The 16,635-nt window shown below is 70.6% G+C and carries 14 protein-coding genes; all 14 read left to right on the top strand.

The features are described from left to right. Positions 1-15 precede the first annotated feature (15 nt). The 14 genes from hybE to QM732_RS14920 all read left to right on the top strand — a co-directional run bounded on the left by hybE (position 16) and on the right by QM732_RS14920 (position 16,615). Positions 16-489: a [NiFe]-hydrogenase assembly chaperone HybE gene (gene hybE / locus QM732_RS14985; protein ID WP_415656918.1), complete on the top strand. Its 474-nt coding sequence runs from the start codon at positions 16-18 to the stop codon at positions 487-489. Further along, positions 486-1,601, top strand: coding sequence for a hypothetical protein (locus tag QM732_RS14980; RefSeq protein ID WP_415656917.1), 1,116 nt, complete (start codon positions 486-488; stop codon positions 1,599-1,601). The genes hybE and QM732_RS14980 overlap by 4 nt, the downstream gene beginning before the upstream one ends. Next, positions 1,594-1,941: a hydrogenase maturation nickel metallochaperone HypA gene (locus QM732_RS14975; protein ID WP_415656916.1), complete on the top strand. Its 348-nt coding sequence runs from the start codon at positions 1,594-1,596 to the stop codon at positions 1,939-1,941. The genes QM732_RS14980 and QM732_RS14975 overlap by 8 nt, the downstream gene beginning before the upstream one ends. Before the next feature lie 10 nt (positions 1,942-1,951). Further along, positions 1,952-2,914, top strand: coding sequence for a hydrogenase nickel incorporation protein HypB (gene hypB, locus QM732_RS14970; RefSeq protein WP_415656915.1), 963 nt, complete (start codon positions 1,952-1,954; stop codon positions 2,912-2,914). A 5-nt stretch (positions 2,915-2,919) separates the two neighbouring features. Beyond that, positions 2,920-4,062, top strand: coding sequence for a carbamoyltransferase HypF (locus QM732_RS14965; protein WP_415656914.1), 1,143 nt, complete (start codon positions 2,920-2,922; stop codon positions 4,060-4,062). Next, positions 4,053-4,280, top strand: a complete 228-nt coding sequence (locus QM732_RS14960; protein WP_415656913.1) for a HypC/HybG/HupF family hydrogenase formation chaperone — start codon at positions 4,053-4,055, stop codon at positions 4,278-4,280. The genes QM732_RS14965 and QM732_RS14960 overlap by 10 nt, the downstream gene beginning before the upstream one ends. Before the next feature lies 1 nt (position 4,281). After that, positions 4,282-5,430 (top strand): hydrogenase formation protein HypD, encoded by a 1,149-nt coding sequence (hypD, locus tag QM732_RS14955; RefSeq protein ID WP_415656912.1) that lies wholly within the window; start codon positions 4,282-4,284, stop codon positions 5,428-5,430. Continuing rightward, positions 5,427-6,479 (top strand): hydrogenase expression/formation protein HypE, encoded by a 1,053-nt coding sequence (gene hypE / locus QM732_RS14950; RefSeq protein ID WP_415656911.1) that lies wholly within the window; start codon positions 5,427-5,429, stop codon positions 6,477-6,479. Before hypD ends, hypE begins: the two co-directional genes overlap by 4 nt. Before the next feature lies 1 nt (position 6,480). Further along, on the top strand, positions 6,481-8,226 hold the full coding sequence (locus QM732_RS14945; RefSeq protein WP_415656910.1) for an enoyl-CoA hydratase-related protein: 1,746 nt from the start codon (positions 6,481-6,483) through the stop codon (positions 8,224-8,226). A gap of 1 nt (position 8,227) precedes the next feature. Beyond that, a complete protein-coding gene (locus QM732_RS14940) occupies positions 8,228-9,676 on the top strand; it encodes a sigma-54-dependent transcriptional regulator (protein WP_415656909.1) in 1,449 nt (482 codons plus the stop codon). A 198-nt stretch (positions 9,677-9,874) separates the two neighbouring features. Next, the gene (locus tag QM732_RS14935; RefSeq protein WP_415656908.1) at positions 9,875-10,891 is read left to right on the top strand and encodes a HupU protein; all 1,017 of its coding nucleotides are present in this window, start codon (positions 9,875-9,877) and stop codon (positions 10,889-10,891) included. 4 nt (positions 10,892-10,895) lie between these two features. Next, complete coding sequence (locus tag QM732_RS14930; RefSeq protein ID WP_415656907.1) at positions 10,896-12,356, top strand: nickel-dependent hydrogenase large subunit; 1,461 nt, start codon at positions 10,896-10,898, stop codon at positions 12,354-12,356. A gap of 5 nt (positions 12,357-12,361) precedes the next feature. After that, entirely contained in the window at positions 12,362-13,708 is a 1,347-nt protein-coding gene (locus QM732_RS14925; protein WP_415656906.1) for a sensor histidine kinase, read from the top strand. A 606-nt stretch (positions 13,709-14,314) separates the two neighbouring features. Next, positions 14,315-16,615 carry a TonB-dependent hemoglobin/transferrin/lactoferrin family receptor gene (locus QM732_RS14920; protein ID WP_415656905.1) on the top strand — a complete coding sequence of 767 codons (2,301 nt, stop codon included), beginning with the start codon at positions 14,315-14,317 and terminating at the stop codon, positions 16,613-16,615. The last annotated feature ends 20 nt before the right edge of the window (positions 16,616-16,635 follow it).

The following is a 16,635-nucleotide window of genomic DNA, read 5'->3' as shown; positions in this document are numbered from 1 at the left end:
CCGAAGGGTGCACCCATGAACGGGCTGGCCGCGCGCGTGCAGGCGCTGGAGGCGCTGTTCCGCCACATCGAGGGCACCCGCATGGCGGGTGTGCCGGTGCTGAACCCCGCGCTGCGGGTGGAGGCCGTGGGCTTCGAACCGGTGGCTGTCGAGCCGGGCGGCGCGCCAGCCGCCGTGGGCGTGCTGCTGACGCCCTGGTTCATGAACCTGGTGTGGCTGCCGCTGCAGGCCGTCGAGGGCGGCGTGGGGCAGATGCGTGCGCGCGAGGTGGGGGGCCTCGGTTTCGAGTTCATCACCGCGCACGAGCCCGGCTTCGGCGCCTACGAAGCCTGCTCGCTGGCCTCGCCGATGTTCGAGTACGCCAGCCAGACCCAGGCCCGTGCCACCGCCGCGGCCGTGCTGGCCGAGCTGCGACCCGTGGCGGCGCCGGTGTCGAATGCGCGCCGCGGCTTCCTGTTCGGCCGCTCCGCCGTGGAGGGACGCACATGATCGACGCATTGACCGGCGTGCTGCGGCTGCGGCCGGGCCAGGCCCGCCCGCGCAGCGTGGAGAACCGCCGCCCCGACCTGGCGGAGGCGCTGGTGCGCGGCAAGCCTGCCGGCGACGTGCCCGGCATGCTGGGCAGCCTGTTCAGCCTGTGCGGCCATGCGCACCGGCTGTGCGCGCGGATGGCGCTGGACGCAGCCGCGGGCAAGACCTCCCCGGGCATGCCCGGCGCCGAGCGCTCGCTTCAGTGCGAGACGTTGTGCGAGCACGTGCGCCGCATCGGGTTGGACTGGCCCGCTGCGCTGGCCCTGCCCGCGTCGCGCGATGCCATCGCCGCGTCGGCGCTGAAGTCGCTGCGCGCCTGCCCCGCGCTGCGCGGCGCGGACGCCCCGCTGCCGGACACGCGGCGCTGGCTGGAGCGGCAGCTGCTGGCCATGCCGGCGCAGGACTGGCTGGAACGCTGGAACCGCGAGCCCGGCTGGTGGGCGGAATGGAGCGCAGCTGGCAGCGGCTGGCTGCAGCGCCTGGTGCGCGAGGCCCGCCCGGCGGCCGACTGGCCCGTCGCTGCGGCCGAGCCGCTGCATGCGCATGCCGGCGCGGTGTCGCTGCGCCAGCTGGCGCGCAGCCTGTCCGAGGATGCCGGCTTCACGCGCCGGCCGCGCTGGCAGGACGATTGTGCCGAGACCGGCAGCTGGACGCGCCTGAACGACGCCGCCAGGGCGCTACCGGCGACGCCCTGGCAGCGCCTGGGCGCACGCCTGGCGGAGCTGGTGCGGCTGACGCTGCCCGACGCGCCGGGCCACGGCGGCGGCTGGCTGAGCTTCGGCGCGCAGCCCATCGCCGCGGGGGAGGGCCTGGCCTGGGTGGAGATGGCGCGCGGCCTGTTGGTGCACTACGCGTGCCTGGACGGGGTCGTGGCCGGCTACCGCGTGCTGGCGCCCACCGAATGGAACTTCCATGCCGAGGGCGCCGTCGCGCGTGCGCTCGAAGGCCTGGCGCCGACCCGGGACTTGGAGGCGCAGCACCGCATCGCGGCCCTGATGGCCGCTTACGATCCCTGCGTGCGCTTCGAAGTGGAGCTGCAAGCCCTGGAGCAGGAGAACGTTCATGCATGAGGCCAGCCTGGCTGGCGGCATCCTCAAGCTGGTCGAGGATGCCGCGCGGCGCGAGGGTTTCCGGCGCGTGACGGGCCTGCGGCTGGAGGCCGGCCGGCTGGCCGGCGTGGAGGTGCGCGCGCTGCGCTTCGCGCTGGAGGCCATCGCGCCGGGCACGGTGCTGCAAGGTGCCGACATCGCCATCGACGAACCCGAGGGCCAGGCCTGGTGCCTGCCCTGCGCCGCGACCGTGCCGCTGGCCCGCCGCGGCGACCCTTGCCCCGAATGTGCAAGCCACCAGTTGCAGCCCACCGGTGGGACCGAGCTGCGCGTGGTGGACCTGCTGGTTGAAGACGAATGAGGAGACAGACATGTGTGTCGTTTGCGGATGCGCCGACAGCGGCGATGGCGCGGTGAAGGTCGAGGGCCATGCCCATGCTCATGGGCACGATCACGGGCATGACCATGGCCATGTCCACGTGGACCCCAGGCATGGCGACCTGCACTTCGGTGCGGGCGCGGCGCGCGTGTCCGTGCCCGGCATGAGCCAGGCGCGCACCGTCAAGCTGGAGGCCGACATCCTGGGCGAGAACCGCCGCATCGCGCAGGGCAACCGCCGCCACTTCGAGGCTCATGGCGTGACGGCGCTCAACCTGCTGTCCAGCCCCGGCTCCGGCAAGACGACGCTGCTGTGCGCCACCATCGAGGCGCTGAAGGCCCGTGCGCCCCACGTCGACACCGCCGTCATCGAGGGCGACCAGCAGACCAGCTTCGACGCCGACCGCATCCGCGCCACCGGTGCGCCGGCCATCCAGGTGAACACCGGCAAGGGCTGCCACCTCGACGCGCCCATGGTGGCAGAAGCCTTCGCGCAGTTGCACCACCATCATCACGAGCACGATCACCACCATCACGGGCACGGCGAGGCGGCCGGCAGCCTGCTCTTCATCGAGAACGTCGGCAACCTCGTCTGCCCGGCGCTGTGGGACCTGGGCGAGGCCGCCAAGGTCGTCGTGCTGTCGGTGACCGAGGGCGAGGACAAGCCGCTGAAGTACCCCGACATGTTCGCGGCCTCCGAGCTGATGCTGCTCAACAAGATCGACCTGCTGCCGCATCTGCGCTTCGACGTGGACCGCTGCATCGCCGCGGCCCGCCAGGTGAACCCGGCGCTGGAGGTCATCCAGCTCTCGGCCACCACCGGCGAAGGCATGGACGCCTGGCTGTCCTGGCTGCTGCAGCGCGCCGCACCGGACGACGGCCAGGCCGCGCTGCGTGCCCGCGTGGCCGCGCTGGAGGCCGAACTGGCCGAGGCACGCGCCGGCCTCAAGGGCTGAGCGCCATGACCACCGAACTGCCGCCGGTGCTGGCCTGCGGTGCCTGGCTGAAGAACGCGGCCTGCCTGCTGGCCGACGGCCGTGCGCATTGGTCGCCGGTGCACGGCGACCTGGGCGACCCCGAGGCCTGCCGCGCGCTGGACGCCTCCGTGCGCCGGCTGGCCGCGCAGTCGCCCCGGCCCATCGCGGCCGTGGCGCATGACCTGCACCCCGACTTCTTCAGCACCCGCCTGGCGCAGGCCTTGGCCGCCGAGTGGGGCGTGCCGGCCGTCGCCGTGCAGCACCACCATGCCCACATCGGCGTCGTCATGGCGGACCACGACGTCGTCGAGCCGGTCATCGGCCTGGCGCTGGATGGCGTGGGCCTGGGCACGGACGGTACGGCCTGGGGCGGCGAGCTGCTGTGGGTGTCGCCCACCGACTGGCGGCGCCTCGGCGGCTTGTGGCCGCTGCGGCTGCCCGGCGGCGACGTGGCCGCGCGCGAGCCCTGGCGCATGGCCGCCGCCGCCATGCAGGCGCTGGGGCAGGGCGACGGCATCGAGGCCCGCTTCGCGCCCGTCGTCGGCGCGGCGGCCGCCCGCGGCGTGCAGCGCATGCTGGCGGCGCAGCTGAACTGCCCGGTTACCAGCAGCGCCGGCCGCTGGTTCGACGCCGCGGCCGGCGCATTGGGCCTCAGCGTGCGCCAGGCCCACGAGGCCGAGGCCGCCGTCGCGCTGCAGACGCTGGCTGCGCAGCACTGGGCGCAGCGGCCCGTGGAGCCCTGCGACAGCCTGGTCGAGCCGACGGCGTTGCAGTGCCTGGACCTGCGCCCGCTGCTGGTCCGCCTGCTCGACACGCCGCCCGCCGGCGTGGCCGAGGCGGCGGCCTGGTTCCACGTGTCGCTGGCCCGCTCGCTGGCCGACTGGGCCGCGGCCGCCGCGCGCGAGGCCGGCTGTCGCACCGTCTGCCTGGGCGGTGGCTGCTTCTTCAATGCGGTGCTCACGTCCCACCTCGTCAGCCGGCTCGTGTCGCAGGGCCTGCGCGTGCTGACGCCGCGCTCCACGAACTGCGGCGATGCCGGCCTGGCGCTGGGCCAGGCCTGGGTGGCCGCGCACCAGCTGGCCGCGCCGCGGCCGGCGTCCTCCCTCGAAAGCTCCCGATGTGCCTAGCCATCCCCACCCGCCTCATCGAGATCCGCCCCGGCGCGCAGGCGCTCGTCGAGCTGGGCGGCATCCGCAAGGAAATCTCCATCGCGCTGGTGCCTGACGCCGAGGTCGGCGATTACGTGATCGTGCACGTGGGCCACGCCATCGGCCAGATCGACCCCGAGGAGGCCGAGCGCACGCTGCGCATGTTCGGCGAGCTCTCCGCCAGCCAGGGCCAATGACATGAAATACATCGACGAGTTCCGCGATGGCGACATCGCCCGCAAGATCGCCGACCGGCTGCAGGCCGAGGCCCTGCCGGACCGGCAGTACAGCTTCATGGAGTTCTGCGGCGGCCACACGCACGCGATCTCGCGCTACGGCGTGGCCGAGCTGCTGCCGGCCAACGTGCGCATGGTGCACGGTCCGGGCTGCCCCGTCTGTGTGCTGCCCATCGGCCGCATCGACCTCGCCATCCGGCTCTCGCTGGAGCGCGGCGCCATCGTCTGCACGTATGGCGACACCATGCGCGTGCCGGCGTCCGACGGCTTGTCGCTGGTGAAGGCCAAGGCGCGTGGCGGCGACATCCGCATGGTGTATTCGGCGGCCGATGCGCTGCAGATCGCGCGCCAGAACCCGCAGCGCGAGGTGGTGTTTTTCGCCATCGGCTTCGAGACCACCACGCCGCCCACGGCGCTGGCGATACGCACTGCCCAGCGCGAGGGACTGGCCAACTTCAGCGTGCTGTGCTGCCACGTGCTGACGCCGTCGGCCATCACCCACATCCTCGAAAGCCCCGAGGTGCGCCAGTACGGCACCGTGCCCATCGACGGCTTCATCGGCCCGGCGCACGTGAGCATCGTGATCGGCTCGGCGCCCTACGACCACTTCGCGCAGGAGTACCGCAAGCCGGTAGTGATCGCAGGCTTCGAGCCGCTGGACGTGATGCAGGCGGTGCTGATGCTGGTGCGCCAGGTCAACGACGGGCGTGCCGAGGTCGAGAACGAGTTCACCCGCGCCGTCACGCCCGAGGGCAACGCCACCGCGCAGGCGCTGGTGTCCGAGGTGTTTGAGCTGCGCCCCAGCTTCGAGTGGCGCGGCCTGGGCGAGGTGCCGTACAGCGCGCTGAAGATCCGGTCCGCCTTCGCGGCCTTCGACGCCGAGCGCCGCTTCGAGCTGGGCTACCGGTCGGTGGCCGACAACAAGGCTTGCGAATGCGGTGCCATCCTGCGCGGCGTGAAGAAGCCGACCGACTGCAAGATCTTCGGCACGGTGTGTACGCCGGAGAACCCGGTCGGCTCCTGCATGGTGTCGTCGGAAGGCGCCTGCGCGGCACACTATTCCTATGGACGGTTCCGAGACATTCCTGTCCGCGTGGAGGCGGTCGCATGACAACCCGCAAGGACTACACCCGGCCCCTGGACATCAAGCACGGCCGCGTCGACATGGGCCACGGCGCGGGCGGCCGCGCGGCGGCGCAGCTGATCGAGGAACTGTTCATGGCGGCCTTCGACAACGACTGGCTGCGCCAGGGCAACGATGGCGCCGAGCTGGAGATCCCGGCCGGCCACCGGCTCGTGATGGCGACCGATGCCCACGTGGTGTCGCCGCTGTTCTTCCCGGGCGGCGACCTCGGTGCGCTGAGCGTGCACGGCACCATCAACGACGTGGCGATGTGCGGCGCCCGCCCGCTGTACCTGACGGCGAGCTTCATCCTGGAGGAGGGCTTCCCGCTGGCCGACCTGAAGCGCATCGTCGATTCGATGGCGGCGGCCTCGCGCGAGGCTGGTGTGCCGGTGGTCACCGGAGACACCAAGGTGGTGGAGAAGGGCAAGGGCGACGGCGTCTTCATCAGCACCACGGGCCTGGGCGTGGTGCCGCCGGGCATCGACGTGGGCGGTGCCAATGCCCGCCCCGGCGACGTGCTGCTGCTGTCCGGCACGATAGGCGACCATGGCGTGGCCGTGCTGTCGAAGCGCGAGTCGCTGGAGTTCGAGACCACCATCGCCTCCGACTCGGCAGCCCTGCACACACTGGTGGCGGCCATGCTGGACGCGGCACCGGGCGGCGTGCGCGTGCTGCGTGATCCGACGCGCGGCGGCCTGGCGACGACGCTGAACGAGATCGCGCGCCAGTCCCGCGTCGGCATGCTGCTGGACGAGGCGGCCATCCCCGTGCTACCGCAGGTGGACGCGGCCTGTGAGCTGCTGGGGCTGGACCCGCTCTACGTCGCCAACGAGGGCAAGCTGGTTGCCGCCTGCGCACCCGAGGCGGCCGAGGCGGTGCTGGCGGCCATGCGCGCCCATCCGCGCGGTGTGGGCGCCGTGCGCATCGGCAGCGTCACCGAGGACCCGCACCACTTCGTGCAGATGGCGACGCGCTTCGGTGGCCGCCGCGTCGTCGACTGGCTCAGCGGCGAGCAGCTGCCGCGCATCTGCTGACATGGCCCTGCGTATCCTGCTGCTGTGCCACGGCTTCAACAGCCTGACGCAGCGGCTGTTCGTCGAGCTGGGCGCGCTGGGGCATGAGCTGTCCGTCGAGTTTGACATCGCCGACCGTGTCACCGAGGAGGCGGTCGAGCTGTTCGGGCCGCAGCTGCTCATCGCGCCCTTCCTGAAGCGGCGCATTCCCGAGTCCGTGTGGGCGCGGCTGCCGTGCCTCGTCGTCCACCCCGGCCCGCCGGGTGACCGCGGCCCTGCGGCGCTGGACTGGGCCGTGCTGGCGGGCCGAGAGGACTGGGGCGTCACGGTGTTGCAGGCCAATGCGGAGTTCGATGCCGGCCCGGTCTGGGACCATGCCCGCGTGGCGATGCGCGAGGCCGCCAAGAGCAGTCTGTACCGCCGCGAGGTGGCCGAAGCCGCGGTGCATGCGGTGCTGCGCGCAGTGGCGCGCTTCGCCGCCGGCGCTGCCGTGGCACCCGCGGCAGCGCCGGCGGCGGGCACCTGGCGGCCGGCGATGCCGCAGTCCGAGCGGCGCATCGACTGGCCGCGGGATGGCACCGCCCGCGTGCTCGCCAAGCTGCGCAGCGCCGATGGCCAGCCCGGCGTGGCCGACGCGTTGTTCGGCCAGCCCTGCCACCTCTGCGATGGCCACGCGGCGAGCGCGGCGGTGCTGGCCACGCTGCCACCGGCCGCGCCGGGTGAACTGCTGGCCCGGCGCGATGGCGCGCTGCTGCGCCGCACGGTCGACGGCGCGGTGTGGCTAGGCCAGGCCCGTGCTGCCCAGGCCTGCGGCGATGGCGCGCCGTTCAAGCTGCCCGCTGCGCTGGCCTTCGCTGCGCAGGCGCAGCGGCTGCCCGAGCTGCCCGCGCCGCTGGAGCGCCCCGACGATGAATGGGGCGAGCTGCGCTACCGCGAGCTGGGACCGGTAGGCGCGCGGGTGGGTTGCCTGTCCTTCGACTTCCACAACGGTGCGATGTCCACCGCGCAGTGCCAGCGGCTGCTGGCGGCGCTGCGCGAGGTGAAGGCACGCGATACCCAGGTGCTGCTGCTGCTGGGCGGGTCGGACTTCTTCAGCAACGGCATCCACCTCAACTGCATCGAGGCGGCCGCGCACCGGCCGGACGACAGCGCCGCCGACGAGTCCTGGCGCAACATCAACGCGATGGACGACGTGGCGCTGGAACTGATCACGACGACCGACCGACTGGCGGTGGCGGCGCTGCGCGGCAATGCCGGCGCCGGCGGCGCCTTTCTCGCTCTGGCCGCCGACGAGGTCTGGGCGCACCGCGGCGTGGTGCTGAACCCGCATTACAAGAACATGGGCAACCTCTACGGCTCGGAGTACTGGACCTATCTGCTGCCGCGCCGGCTGGGGCTTGGCGGCGCACAGGCGCTGATGCAGCGGCGGCTGCCGCTGGGCGCGGCGGAGGCCGCCCGCTTGGGGCTGATCGACCGCTGCGTCGACGTGGACCCGGCGGCCTTCGAGGATCGGGCCGTGGCCGACGCGCTGGCCCTGGCGGTGTCGCACAATCTGGCGCGGCGCGTCGCCGAAAAGCGGGCCGCGCGGAGTGCCGACGAGGCGCGCCGCCCGCTCGCCGCGTACCGCCAGGACGAACTCTCCCGCATGCACCGCAATTTCTACGGCTTCGATCCCAGCTACCACGTGGCCCGCTATCACTTCGTCCACAAGCTGCCGCAGGCCTGGACGCCACGACACCTGGCCGTGCACCGCGGCGGCAAGGACTGACATGAGCGCTACGATGGAGCTGCCGCGCGTGCTGGTGGTCGACGACGAGGTACGCTCGCAGGATGCGATGCGCCGCACGCTGGACGAGGACTTCACCGTGCTCACCGCCAGCGGCGCCGACGAGGCGCGTGTGCACATGGAGCGTCAGGACGTCAGCGTCATCCTGTGCGACCAGCGCATGCCCGGCGTCACCGGCGTGGCCTTCCTGAAGGAGGTGCGCGAGCGCTGGCCGGACACGGTGCGCATCGTCATCTCGGGCTACACCGACTCCGAGGACATCATCGCCGGCATTAACGACGCCGGCATCTACCAGTACATCCTCAAGCCCTGGATCCCCGAGCATCTTCTGGGCACGGTGCGCAACGCCGCCGAGGCGCGCACGCTGCAGCGCGACATGCACCGGCTGGACCTGGAGTTGCGCACCAGCACGCCGGTGCTACGCCAGCGCGCCGAGCGCAAGCTGGAGCGTGCCCGCGCCACCTTCGATTTCGACCGCATCGAGCGCCTGCCCGGCAGCCCCATGGACGCCGTCTGCGCGCTGGCGGAGCGCATGGCGCGCGTGGACCTGAGCGTGTTGGTGCAGGGCGAGTCCGGCACCGGCAAGGAGTTGCTGGCGCGCGCGATGCACTACGCCAGCCCGCGCGCGGCCGGCGCCTTCGTCGTGGAGAACTGCGCCGCGCTGACGGACACGCTGCTGGAGTCCGAGCTGTTCGGCCACAAGCGGGGCGCCTTCACCGGTGCCTTCGAGGACCATGTGGGGCTGTTCCAGCGGGCCGACGGCGGCACCGTCTTCCTGGACGAGATCGGCGAGACCTCGCCGGCCTTCCAGCTGCGCCTGCTGCGCGTGCTGCAGGAGGGCGAGGTGCGGCCCGTGGGCGCCACGCGCGTGGTGCCGGTGGACGTGCGCGTCATCGCCGCGACCCACCGCGACCTGGAGCAGCGCGTGCGCGACGGCCTGTTCCGCGAGGACCTGTACTACCGCATCGCCTGCGTCACGCTGACCTTGCCGCCGCTGCGCGAGCGCGGGGGCGACATCGCGCCCATCGCCCGGCGCGTGCTGGCCGACGTGGCACCGGCGTTGGGTCATGCGCAGGCGACGCTGGGCGATGACGCGCTGGCCGCGCTGCTGGCCTACCCCTGGCCCGGCAACATCCGCGAGTTGCGCAACGAGATCTCGCGGGCCGTGGCGCTGAGCGACAGCAGCGAGATCGCCGCCGCCGCGTTCTCGTCGCGCGTGCTGCAGGGCCAGGCCGGGCTCAGCGTGCAGGCGCAGGCGCTGGCGCTGCCGTCCAGCGGCACGCTGGTCGAGCGGCTGGACGCCGTGGAAGCCATGCTGCTGCGCGAGACGCTGCTGCGCCAGCGCTGGAACAAGACCCGAGCGGCGCTGGAGCTGGGCCTGTCGCGCGTGGGCCTGCGCGGCAAGATGAAGCGCTTCGGGCTGGAGGACTGACGGTGAGCCTCTCGCCCAGTCTTGCCCTGCTGAACGCAGGCCCACCCGGTCGGTCCCCCGAGGGGACGGCGATGCTCGCGGCATCGAGCCGCGAGCACATCGCCCGCGCGAGCCGGCTTGGGAGCGGCCCGGCGTTCGGCCCGCAGAATCCCGACGTCGTGCGTCGGGGGTATGGCGCATGCGCAATGGACGACTGACATGGCGACCGAACGCGAATCCTTCAACGTGTTGTGGCTGCAGTCCGGCGGCTGCGGCGGCTGCAGCATGTCGCTGCTGTGCGCCGACACGACCGATTTCCATGGCCAGCTGCGCGACGCGGGCATCCACCTGCTGTGGCATCCGTCGCTGTCGCTGGAGAGCGGCGGCGATGTCATCGCGCTGCTGAACGACGTGCTGGAAGGCCGCGTGCGGCTGGACGCGCTGTGCGTGGAAGGCTCGCTGCTGCGTGGCCCCAATGGCACCGGCCGCTTCCATGTGCTGGCCGGCACCGGCCTGCCGATGATCCACTGGGTGCAGCGCCTGGCCGCGCACGCAGGCGTCGTGGCGGCCATTGGCAGTTGCGCGGCCTGGGGCGGCGTCACGGCCGGTGGTGCCAACCCGACGGACGCCTGCGGCCTGCAGTACGAGGACGAGCGCATCGGCGGCCTGCTGGGCGCCGCGTTCCGGTCCCGGCAGGGGCTGCCGGTCGTCAACGTGGCGGGCTGCCCCACGCACCCGGGCTGGGTCGTCGACACGCTGATGGCGCTGGCCGCGGGCGAACTGGGCGCCGAGTCGCTGGACGCGCTGGGCCGGCCGCGACTGTATGCCGACCAACTGGTGCACCACGGCTGCACGCGCAACGAGTTCTATGAGTTCAAGGCCAGTGCCGAGAAGCCCTCGGACCTGGGCTGCATGATGGAGCACATGGGTTGCAAGGGCACGCAGGTGCATGCCGACTGCAACACCCGGCTGTGGAATGGCGAGGGCTCCTGCACACGCGGTGGCTATGCCTGCATCGCCTGCACGGAGCCGGGCTTCCAGGAGCCGGGCCACCCGTTCCACGAGACGCCCAAGATCGCGGGCATCCCCATCGGCCTGCCCACGGACATGCCCAAGGCCTGGTTCGTCGCGCTGGCCTCGCTGTCCAAGTCGGCAACGCCAAAGCGGGTGAAGGTCAATGCGACGGCGGACCACCGCGTCGTCACGCCGGCCATCCGGCGGACGCGACTGAAGTGACGGCATGGCACGGCTGATCGTCGGACCGTTCAACCGCGTCGAGGGCGACCTGGAGGTCACCCTCGACATCGCCGACGGCCAGGTGCGCGCGGCGCATGTGAACTCGCCCATGTACCGCGGCTTCGAGCAGATCCTGCAGGGCAAGGCGCCGCACGACGCGCTGGTGTTCGTGCCGCGCATCTGCGGCATCTGCTCCGTGTCGCAGTCGGTCGCGGCGGCGCATGCGCTGGCCGACCTGGCCGGCGTGGCCATGCCGCCCAACGGCCGCCACGTCACCAACACCATCCTGGCCATCGAGAACCTGGCCGACCACCTGACCCACTTCTACCTGTTCTTCATGCCGGACTTCGCGCGCGCCGCCTACGTTGGCCGGCCCTGGCACGAGGACGCGGTGGCGCGCTTCCTGCCCGACCGCGGCGAGCAGGTGCGCAAGGCCATCGCCGCGCGGGCGCGCTGGTTCGAGCTGCTGGGCACGCTGGCCGGCAAGTGGCCGCACACGCAGAGCCTGGAGCCGGGCGGCTCGTCGCGTGCCGTGGAGCCGGCCGAGCGCACGCGGCTGCTGGCGCGCGTGCGCGAGTTCCGCGGCTTCCTGGAGCGTGAGTTGTTCGGCGGTACCGCGCTGGAGGCCTTCGAGGCCTTGGCCGACGAGGCCGCGCTGTGGGCCTGGCATGCGCAGCAGCCCACCCGCGGCGACTTCCGGCTGTTCCTGAGCGCCATGCTGGACCCCGCGCTGGCCGCGCTGGGCCCCGGTCCGGGCCGCTACCTGAGCTATGGCGCCTACCCGCAGCCCGGCGGCGGCCATGCCTTTGCCGCCGGCGTGTGGGACGCCGCGCTGCAGCAACTGCAGCCGGTAGACACGGCCGCCATCCGCGAGGACGCCACGCATGCCTGGCTGTCCGACGCTGGCGGCCCGCGGCATCCGGCCGAGGGCCTGACCGAGCCCGACGCCGACAAGCCCGGCGCCTACACCTGGAACAAGGCGCCGCGGCTGGCCGGGCAGGTCGTCGAGACTGGCGCCATCGCCCGGCAGTTGGCGGCCGGCCACCCGCTGGTGCTGGACGCCGCGCGCCGCCATGGCGGCACCGTGTTCACGCGCGTGCTGGCCCGCGTGCTCGAGCTGGCGCGCGTTGTGCCGCGCATTGAGGGCTGGCTGCAGGCGTTGCAGCCGCAGCAGCCCTATTGCCACGAAGTGCGGCTGCCCGACGGCGGCGAAGGCATGGGCCTGAGCGAGGCCGCTCGGGGCAGCCTGGGGCACTGGGTCGAAGTGCGCGACGGCCGCATCGCCAATTACCAGATCGTGGCGCCAACGAGTTGGAATTTCTCGCCTCGTGACGCCGCAGGCACGCCCGGCGCGCTGGAGCAAGCACTGGTCGGCGCACCGGTCCGCGAGGGCGAAGACACTCCCGTGGCCGTGCAGCACATCGTGCGCTCCTTCGACCCGTGCATGGTCTGCACGGTGCATTGACCACCATGCCCCAGCGTCCCCCCATAGATACCGGCCCGCCCGTACCGCCGCAGGGCCTGGACGACGCGGCCTGGGTGGACGTGATCCAGAAGATGGACGAGGTCTACTCGCAGCTGGTGCATGACGAGATCGAGCTGGAGAAGAAGAACGCCGAGCTGGAGCAGTCGCAGCAGTTCATCTTCAGCGTGCTGTCGGCGATGTCGGACGTGCTGGTGGTCTGCGATGCGCAGGGCCTGATCGAGGAGACCAACACCGCGCTGTGCGATCTCGTGGGCCGCAGTGATCAGCAGCTGCGCGGTACCTCTCTCTACGACCTGCTTGCAGACGAGGCCAGCGTGGCCGCGGCGCGTGCCGTGATGGCCAATCGCAGTCCCACGAGACGCGGCGAATCCGTCGAGCTGAACCTGCGTGGCGCCGGTGGCGACAGCGTGCCCGTGGATGCCAACTGCACGCCGCGCTTCGCGGCATCGCAGCGGCGCGTGGGTACCGTGCTGGTGGCACGCCCGACGGCCGAGATCCGTCGCGCCTATCAGGAGTTGCGTACGGCGCACGAGGCGCTCAAGCGAACCCAGCAGCAACTGCTTCATTCCGAGAAGATGGCCTCGCTGGGACGACTGGTGGCCGGCGTGGCGCACGAGCTGAACAACCCGATCAGCTTCGTTCTAGGTAATGTGCATGCGCTGGTCCGCTACAGCGAGCGGTTGCGCGACTACCTGGGCGCAGTGCACGATGGCCGTACGCCGGCCGAACTACAGGCCATGCGTGCCAAGCTGCGGGTGGCGCACATCCTGGACGATCTGCCGTCGCTGCTGGAGGGTACTCTCGAAGGCGCGCAGCGCACGGCCGACATCGTCAACGGATTGAAGCGGTTTTCGGCGGTGGACCCGGAGACCCGGCAAGAGATCGACCTCAACCAGGTCGTCGATCGCGCTGTGTTGTGGGTGAGCAAGGGCACACCGCGCGACCTGAAGCTGTATTGGCAGCCCGGCTCACCACGCCTGGTGAAGGGGAATGCGGGCCAGTTGCAGCAGGTTGTCATGAACCTGCTCCAGAACGCGCTCGACGCCATGGCCGAGCAGTCGACGCGGACTCCCGAGCTGCGCATCGAGATCGAGGAGCAAGGCGCGCAGGTCCACCTGCGTATCGAGGACAACGGCCCTGGAATCTCGCAGGATGACCTGTCCCGCATCTTCGAACCCTTCTTCACGACCAAGGCAGTCGGAAAGGGAACAGGCCTCGGGCTGTCGATCAGCTATGGCATCGTGGAGCAGCACGGCGGCACGCTGCGCGCTCAGAACCTAGCGGCGGGCGGTGCCCGCTTCGAGGTCACGCTCGAGAAGCTGGGCGACTGAAGCGTTTGTTGGTACTGCGCAGGGTGGCTGTGAGCATGCCGTTCTGGCGCAGCGGCACGGCCGCCAGCTTGTCGACGCCTTGCATCGGCCAATGACCGGTGCGGTGGGCGTCGCCGTGACGCCCTTGTTCAGCAACCGCGCCGGCGACGGTCTGGCGGCATGAATCGGTACCACTTGACCTTTGGCGATCGACTCGCTGAGTCAGCGACGGTCGCGGGCAGAGCCTTGCCCGACGACGACTCTCCAGGTACGGCAATAGACGCCAGCAGTCGGCGCAGGCTCCGCTCGACGGTCAAGTAAAAATTTGACTACGAATGCGAACGATTTGCATTTACACTTTAGGGGTCGCGCCGCGGGAGGCCCACGCTACGTGACAGCAAGCCCGCGCACGGGCCGGCCATGCCGGTCCTGCACAGAACAACACGAAGTCCGCTCATGTATCGCAGCGCTGCCGCTGCCTCGAGCCGGTTTCGCCGCGCGGCCGTCGTTGGGAAGAGGGGGCGGCAACAGCTGTCCGTCATGTGCCTTGTCCTGTCGATGGCCGCCGGCCAGGCCCGCCCGTGGCAGCGAAGGAGCTCGCGCACCGGCTACCCACAGGAACCCCTCATGGCCCGCCTCTTCTCCGCCGCCAGCCCCGTCCGCTTGACGGCTCTCCATCCGCTGGCCCTTGCCATCGCAGCGCTGGCCCCCTCGGCCGGCGCGCAGACCGCGCCGGCTGCATCCTCGGCTCAGTCCCAGGCACTCGGCACGCTCCCTGTGCTGCCCAAGGTGGTCGTATCGGCCACGCGCATCGAGACCTCTGAGGACGAGGTCGCCGCAACGGTCACGTCGCTGACCGCGACCGACATCGAACGCAAGCAGGCCGGCGACGTGAAGGACATGCTGCGCCACGAAGTGGGCGTCTCCGTCCGATCGCAGCCCAACCGCAGCTCGGCGGCGTTCTATGCCAACGGTCGTGGTGGCAACGAAGGCATCAACATCCGCGGCTTGGAAGGCAACCAGGTGTTGCTGCAGACCGACGGTGTGCGCCTGCCGGCCATCTATGCCAGCGGTCCCGTCGTGACTGGGCGAGCCGACTACATCGATGTCGAGGCGTTCAAGCGCGTGGAAATCCTGCGCGGTGCGGCGTCCACGTCCTACGGCAGCGACGGGTTGGCAGGCGCCGTGAGCTTTGCAACCAAAGACCCGGTGGATCTGGTGCCCAAGGGCAAGACCTCGCAGGCGGCGCTGAAACTGGGCTACTCCTCTGTCGACAACTCGACGACCGTCGTGCCGAGCTACGCCTTCCGCGGTGAGCAGTTCGAAGGGCTGCTGCTGGCCAGCATGCGAAGGGGCCATGAGGCCGACACCCGTGGTGACAACGAATCCAAGGACCGCACCCGCACGGTTGGCAACCCGCAGGACATCTCGTCGGACTACGTGCTGGGCAAGCTGATCTACAAGCTCGACAACCGCCAGCAATTCAAGCTTTCGCTGGAACACATCGAGCGCGACGTCGTCACCGATGTCTATACGCTGTTCAACGACCCGTCCTACCTGACGACGACGCGCGTGGACGCGTCCGAACACATCACGCGCTCGATGGCCAAGGTGGACTATGAGTTCGTCGACTCGCGCAATCCGTTGTTCCAGCGCGTGCTGGCCAACGTCTATTGGCAAGACGCCAAGAACCGGCAGTACGGCTACGAGGCCCGTACCAACACGACCGCCTGGAATACCCGCTCGCGCGATGCCTACTATGCCGAGCGCCTGGTGGGCGGCTCGGTGCAGATGGAGACCTATCTGTCCAACCAGCGGATCGTCTACGGCGTGGACGCTTCCGAAGCGCGGGTCACGTCGCTGAAGGATGGTGCCAACTACCTCAACGGTGCCCTGATCACCACCGGTTCCAGCGCCTTCGTCGTCAACAAGAGCTTCCCCGACACCGACTACCGACTGCTCGGCGCCTTCATCCAGGACGAGGTCACGCTGGGTAGCTTCAGCGTGACGCCGGGCCTGCGGCTGGACAGCTTCAAGCTGGATCCGCGTCGTGGCGACCCGCTTTACACCATCAACAACAAGGTCGACCCCGCGACGCTGAGTGATCAGGCGCTGTCGCCCAAGCTGGGCGTCGTGTGGACGTACACGCCGCTGCTGCGCGTCTTCGGGCAGTACTCGCACGGTTTCCGTGCGCCGACGCCCTCGCAGGTCAATGGCGGCGTGACCAACCTTACGGCATCCACGCCGTACCGCTCCATCGGCAACGCCAATCTCAAGCCTGAGACGAGCGATTCCTTCGAGCTGGGCCTGCGCGGCCGCAGCGACACGCTTCGCTACAGCGTCGCGTTGTTCAAGGGGCGCTACAAGGACTTCATTGCGTCCAATACCAACGTGACCGCGACGACCACCGTGCCGCTGGAGCCGGGCATGCCGTCCAACACGATCACGTACCAGTCGGTCAACCTGAACAAGGCCAGCATCAGCGGCTACGAACTCAGCGGCGCGTGGGCCTTCCTGCCGAACTGGACGCTCAGTGCGAGCTTTGCCCACACCAAGGGAGACAGTGAAAGTGCCGACGGCGTCAAGACGCCGCTGGACACCATCGATCCAGACAAGGGGGTTCTGGGCGTGCGCTACGAGCAGCAAGGCGCCTGGGGTGTCGAGCTGACGCTGACGGGAATGAAGAGCCAACGTCGCAATCCCGCACCGGCTTCCAACTACACGCCCAAGGGCTTCTTGGTGGGTGACCTGTCGGCCTGGGTCGAGATCGGCAAACAGTGGAGCCTGAATGCGGGCATCAGCAACATCGGCGACGTGAAGTACTGGCTGTGGTCGGACACCCGCGGCGTCGCACCGACCGCCGTGGGCCTGGATGCCTACACGCAGCCGGGTCGCAACGTCAGCGCCAGCGTGCGCTACCAGTTCTGAGTGTTCCGACGCCGCCGTGG

Source organism: Roseateles sp. (assembly GCF_047654805.1).
Classification (GTDB): domain Bacteria; phylum Pseudomonadota; class Gammaproteobacteria; order Burkholderiales; family Burkholderiaceae_C; genus Pelomonas.
This window is presented reverse-complemented; position numbering and strand designations above follow the sequence as displayed.

Coding starts and splice junctions, on each gene's coding strand:
- hypD (WP_415656912.1), top strand. CDS start 4,282: ATGAAATACATCGACGAGTTCCGCGATGGCGACATCGCCCGCAAGATC.
- QM732_RS14930 (WP_415656907.1), top strand. CDS start 10,896: ATGGCACGGCTGATCGTCGGACCGTTCAACCGCGTCGAGGGCGACCTG.
- hypE (WP_415656911.1), top strand. CDS start 5,427: ATGACAACCCGCAAGGACTACACCCGGCCCCTGGACATCAAGCACGGC.
- QM732_RS14975 (WP_415656916.1), top strand. CDS start 1,594: ATGCATGAGGCCAGCCTGGCTGGCGGCATCCTCAAGCTGGTCGAGGAT.
- QM732_RS14965 (WP_415656914.1), top strand. CDS start 2,920: ATGACCACCGAACTGCCGCCGGTGCTGGCCTGCGGTGCCTGGCTGAAG.
- hybE (WP_415656918.1), top strand. CDS start 16: ATGAACGGGCTGGCCGCGCGCGTGCAGGCGCTGGAGGCGCTGTTCCGC.
- QM732_RS14935 (WP_415656908.1), top strand. CDS start 9,875: ATGGCGACCGAACGCGAATCCTTCAACGTGTTGTGGCTGCAGTCCGGC.
- QM732_RS14960 (WP_415656913.1), top strand. CDS start 4,053: ATGTGCCTAGCCATCCCCACCCGCCTCATCGAGATCCGCCCCGGCGCG.
- QM732_RS14945 (WP_415656910.1), top strand. CDS start 6,481: ATGGCCCTGCGTATCCTGCTGCTGTGCCACGGCTTCAACAGCCTGACG.
- QM732_RS14980 (WP_415656917.1), top strand. CDS start 486: ATGATCGACGCATTGACCGGCGTGCTGCGGCTGCGGCCGGGCCAGGCC.
- QM732_RS14940 (WP_415656909.1), top strand. CDS start 8,228: ATGAGCGCTACGATGGAGCTGCCGCGCGTGCTGGTGGTCGACGACGAG.
- QM732_RS14925 (WP_415656906.1), top strand. CDS start 12,362: ATGCCCCAGCGTCCCCCCATAGATACCGGCCCGCCCGTACCGCCGCAG.
- hypB (WP_415656915.1), top strand. CDS start 1,952: ATGTGTGTCGTTTGCGGATGCGCCGACAGCGGCGATGGCGCGGTGAAG.
- QM732_RS14920 (WP_415656905.1), top strand. CDS start 14,315: ATGGCCCGCCTCTTCTCCGCCGCCAGCCCCGTCCGCTTGACGGCTCTC.